Source organism: Novispirillum itersonii (assembly GCF_014205675.1).
Lineage (GTDB): Bacteria > Pseudomonadota > Alphaproteobacteria > Rhodospirillales > Rhodospirillaceae > Novispirillum > Novispirillum itersonii_A.
Map to the genome: position 1 here is coordinate 1 of NZ_JACIIX010000034.1, position 4,823 is coordinate 4,823.

General features: G+C 67.4%; 2 protein-coding genes and 1 tRNA gene. 1 reads left to right on the forward strand and 2 read right to left on the reverse strand.

Annotation, left to right across the window (positions count from 1 at the left end):
- The coding region (locus FHS48_RS20670; protein ID WP_311769167.1) for a HigA family addiction module antitoxin at positions 1 to 689 on the forward strand (689 nt) is incomplete at its 5' end.
- A gap of 282 nt (positions 690 to 971) precedes the next feature.
- Here the strand turns inward: FHS48_RS20670 and FHS48_RS19790 are convergent.
- Together FHS48_RS19790 and FHS48_RS19795 are read right to left on the reverse strand one after the other, a co-directional pair.
- Positions 972 to 4,496 carry a DEAD/DEAH box helicase gene (locus tag FHS48_RS19790; RefSeq protein WP_311769168.1) on the reverse strand — a complete coding sequence of 1,175 codons (3,525 nt, stop codon included), beginning with the start codon at positions 4,494 to 4,496 and terminating at the stop codon, positions 972 to 974.
- A 233-nt stretch (positions 4,497 to 4,729) separates the two neighbouring features.
- A tRNA-Met gene (locus tag FHS48_RS19795) sits at positions 4,730 to 4,806 on the reverse strand.
- Positions 4,807 to 4,823 lie beyond the last annotated feature (17 nt).

Here is a 4,823-nt window from a genome sequence, read left to right on the forward strand (position 1 = left end):
TTGCCGCCGCCGATGCCGACACCACAAAACGGCGGAAGGAGATTGCGGCGGTGCTGGATACCCTGTCTGATCAGACCCGGCGGGTTGAAATCAAGCCCTCTCTGGAGAACAAGGCAACCGAGCTGCGGCAGATCACCATGCGCCGCTCCGTCACCGTGCGGAACCTGCTCTTCTACAGCCCATGGCCCTTGAGCAGGACCCCATGGACCACAGGCCGAACAATCTGGTCCGCCCTGCGCCAGCCGCCGGGCAACCGTCTGGAAGCCCTGAAAGGAAACCGGGAGAGACACAGCACAGAATCCGGATCAATGACCCGTGGCGGATCTGCTTCCGCTGGGGTGAGGGCCACGCCGAAAACGTGGAAATCGTGGACGATCACGAAGGCAAGGAGACACCCGATGTTGGCCCCGACCCCGCCGGTCCACCCCGGTGAAATCCTCCGCGAAGAGTTCATGCAGCCCCTCGGCCTGACCGCCTATGCGGTGGCGCAGGCCTGCCATGTGCCACGCACCCGGATTGAACGCCTGTTCCGTCTGGAAACGCCGGTTACGGCAGACACCACCCTGCGGCTGGGCCGGGCCTTTGGCACCGGGCCGGAATTCTGGATGAATCTTCAGGCGCTCTACGACCTTGGCAGCACCATGCCGGACGATCTGGATCAGGTCCGCCCCTTGGTAGCGGCAAAATAAGCGTCTGCCGTTGGTGCCCGGGTTCGCAACAGGCGACGGGTTCTTCGTCGAAGAACGTTATGGCCGGGCTGAAGGCCAAGGACGTCCCCACCAAGGAAGCGGAGGCGCGGACCGAGGAGGCAGTGCTGATGAGCGACGGCAGCCTGATCTTCTCCTCCAACCCCGGACGGGTGGCGGCGGAGATCCGCGTCGAGCGGTCGCGCCGTGAAGGACGGCCTCGTGCAGGGCAGGCGGACGTCACCGCAAAACCCGACACCGTCGCCAGACCCAGGAAGTCCGTCATCAATCCTGGCCGTTACCCCCGCCGATCGGTGCCAGCAGGAAGGCGACATCGTCGGCGGTCAGCGTGTCGGTCCCGGCGCCATCCTGCCCGTAGATGGCCTCGCCCAGCCAGCGCTTGCGCTTCTGGAGCTCCAGCATGCGTTCCTCCACCGTCCCGGCGGCCACCAGCCTGTAGACGAAGACCGGCCTGTCCTGCCCGATGCGGTGGGCGCGGTCAGTCGCCTGATCCTCGACCGCCGGGTTCCACCAAGGATCGTAATGGATCACCGTATCGGCCGCCGTCAGGTTCAGCCCGGTGCCGCCTGCCTTCAGGCTGATCAGGAACAGCGGCACCTCACCCGCCTGAAAGCGGCGCACCGGCGTCTCGCGGTCCTTCGTGTCCCCGGTCAACTCGACGAAGGCGATGCCGAGCGTGTCCAACTCCGGCTTGACCAGATCCAGCATTGAGGTGAACTGCGAGAACAGCAGGATACGCCGCCCGTCCGCCAGCAGCCCGGGCAGCATCTCCAGCAGCCGGGCCAGCTTGGCCGAGGGGGCTCCTTTCGCCGTCCGCCGGCGCGCCACCTCCAGCTTCACCAGCCGCGGGTCGCAGCAGACCTGCCGCAGCTTAAGGAGCGCGTCCAGGATGGTGATGCGGCTGCGGGCCAGCCCCTTGCACGCAATCTCCGCCCGCACCCGCTCGTCCATCGCCAGCCGGATCGTCTCGTAGAGGTCCCGCTGGCCGCCATCCGGCTCAACGGTTTCCAGAATCTCGGTCTTCGGCGGCAGGTCGCCAGCCACCTCCTCCTTGGTCCGGCGCAGCAGGAAGGGGCGCAGCCGACGGGCCAGCAGCCGACGACGCCCGGCATCGCCATGCTTTTCGATCGGGGTGCGGAACTGTCGGCGGAAGCCGGTGCGCTCGCCGAGCAGCGTCGGCACCGCGACGGCAAACAGCGACCACAGTTCGTCCAGACTGTTCTCAACCGGCGTTCCGGTCAAACACAGCCGCTGCCGTACCTCCAGCGCCAGCGCCGCCTTGGCCGCCTGGGAGGCCGGGTTCTTCAGATACTGGGCCTCGTCGAAGATCGCCAGATGCCAGGGCTGCGCCGCCAGCGCCGCAAGATCGCGCGGCAGCAGGGCGTAGGAGGTCACCACCAGATCGTAACCGCCCAGTCCCGCGAGATCGGCCTTACGCTGCGGCCCGTGCAGGACCAGCGTCCGCAGGCCGGGCGCGAAGCGCGCCGCCTCGGCCCGCCAGTTGCCCAGCACGCTGGTCGGCGCCACCAGCAGGCTGGGGCGGTCGAGCCGCCCTGCCTCCCGCTCGGCCAGCAGATGGGCCAGCGCCTGCACTGTCTTGCCCAGCCCCATGTCGTCGGCGAGGATGCCGCCGAAGCCATGCGCGCCGAGGAATTGCAGCCAGTCCAACCCGGCCTGTTGATAGGGGCGCAGCACCCCCCGCAAACCGGCGGGAGGCGCAACGGCGGGAACACCACCGGTTTCGGCCAGCGCCCGCGCCATGCGGCGGATCGTATCGGCGCCGAGCAGCGGGATGCAGGCGGCCGACGCGGCCTCCTCCAGCGCAGCGAGGTCGCCGAGATGGGCCCGCCCGATGCGCAGCCCCTCCCCGCCCGGCTGTAGGCCGAACAGTTCCACCAGCACACTGATCATCGGCTTCAGCCTGTCCACGGCGAGTGACAGGAAGCGGTTGCCGCCGACCGACATATACAGCGTGCCCTCCGGTGCCATGGCCTCCAGCGCCGCGTCAAGACGGCGCGACTCCTCCTCCACGATGTCCCCACCCGATGGGTCGCCGCCCAAACAGGCCTCGTCCAGCGCGGCGATCAGAGTGCGCAGCGCCGGCAGCAGATCGATCCGTTCGCCGCCAACCTCGACACCGAGCGAGAGGCCGAACCAGTCGATGCCGCTCCCCTCGCCGAGCTCAAACGCCCAGCCCTCCGGGGCCTCCATCACCTGATAGGGGAAGTCCGGATCGATCAGGATGATCCAGCCCTCGGCCCGCAGTGTCGGCACGACCGTGTCGCAGAAGCCCAGCCAGCCGATGGACACATCGAACGCGTCGCCGGGAATGGTGAACACCCGGCGCCGGGCGGCCTCCCCGGCGACCGTCAGCGGACTATCGCCAAGAGCCAGGCCGACGGCGCGGAGACGGGTGGCCGCCTTGACCTCCTCCTTCGCAGCCCGCGGAACCGTAATCAGAACGCCCGTTTCCATCCACTGGAACGGTGCCGATGGCACGTCCGCGGCAACGCGTCGGCCGTCGTAATCAAAGCCAAGCTCCGCAACGGGAACCACCCAATCGTCGGAGCAATCGACACCATAAGACGAAAAATGACCATCGGCTGGCGGTGCCACCCTCCGGCCACGCCGCAGGCGGAGCACCGGTCGCGGCACGATCCGGCGGGTCTCCGTCCCGGCGGGCGGTTCGGGCAGGACTGGAAGCAGGGCACCAAAACGGGTGGCACCCTGGCGGAAGGCCGGAATGTCGGCGGGGGCGAGCGGCGGGGCCGACAGCAGCGCGGCGGCCAGATGCGGCGGCACTCTGGTGGTCACCGCACCGCACTCCCACCGGTCGGGATCGACATAGAGCGGCGGAACGGTGGGCAGCAGATGCACGGTGTCGATATCAAGAGCGATAGCGAAGCGCTGGCGGCCATCGGCATCGGCGGTCCAGCGGGCCTCGCCGGTCCTCACCGGCCCCGACCGCAGGGGCGGGTTGGCGCGGATGTCCTCCCAATGGAGACGGCCGGTGCGGAGCATCCGCTCGATCAGCCAGACCGCCCGCTCGCCTTGCAAAGGGGTGCCGTGCCACGACGACCGACCATAGCCTCGCTGCTCAAGCACCGCCGACAGGATGGTACGGTCGGTCGGGGTAATGTATTGAGCGACCGAAGCAGCCCGGATGCTCTCGGGGGTGTAGGGCTTCTGGGCACCAAACTGGCCGTCCTTGCGCAGGGAGACGGAGAGGAAGCGAACGACCGCCTCGCGACCGCCCGGCTGTTCATCCAGCCGCAGCGCGTAGACCAGACGCGTGTGCACCGTGTCCGGATAGGCGTCGTCGGCATCAAGCGCGGCCGCCGCCTCCAGCCGGGACAGCAGATGACGGACCGCTGCCGCCGACTCCGGTAAGGCCGGTTGCACCGAAGTGGGCGGTTGCACCGGAACGGTCAGAAGCGGCCTGTCCGCCCAGGCGAGCAATACAGCTGCGACGTGTTTGCAGTTCAGGCCAACCGGACAGCCGCAGACACCGCTGACGGAGGTCAGGGCACCATTGCGCAGGAACAGGCGGATGTCCTGACGGTAGGGCGACGGCAACGAGCCGCGGACGCGGGCCACCACCCGGATCGCGCCCTCGGCGTCGGCTTCGCTGTGGAGTGCGGAAACCCGCCCCTGTCGATGGTAGCGCTCTCCCCGCTCAAAGGTACCAGCATCGAAATGGCGGCGGAGCATGGAGCGGGTGATCATGCCGATGTTTTCCGGCCGCGAATTCCAGAACCAGGCGCATTGATCGAACCGGACATCCTTCACACGTCCCTCACCGTTTCACTTCCGGCCCGCCACCGGGAGACCAGGATAAACCCGTCGGGACAAGGACTCTACGTGCAAGGTGCGTGTTTGTCCCAGCCTTCCAGCTTTGCCGTGAAACCGGTCACAGGCCACATTCAGCAACAGGAGTAGAACATCTGCTGTGTGCCCATGCCCGCGACACATGAAAAAGCCCCTGGCTTTTCAGTCAAGGACTTGATTTCATTTGATAATCTTGGTTGCGGGGGCAGGATTTGAACCTGCGGCCTTCAGGTTATGAGCCTGACGAGCTACCGGGCTGCTCCACCCCGCGGTGTGGTGTTTCGGTGT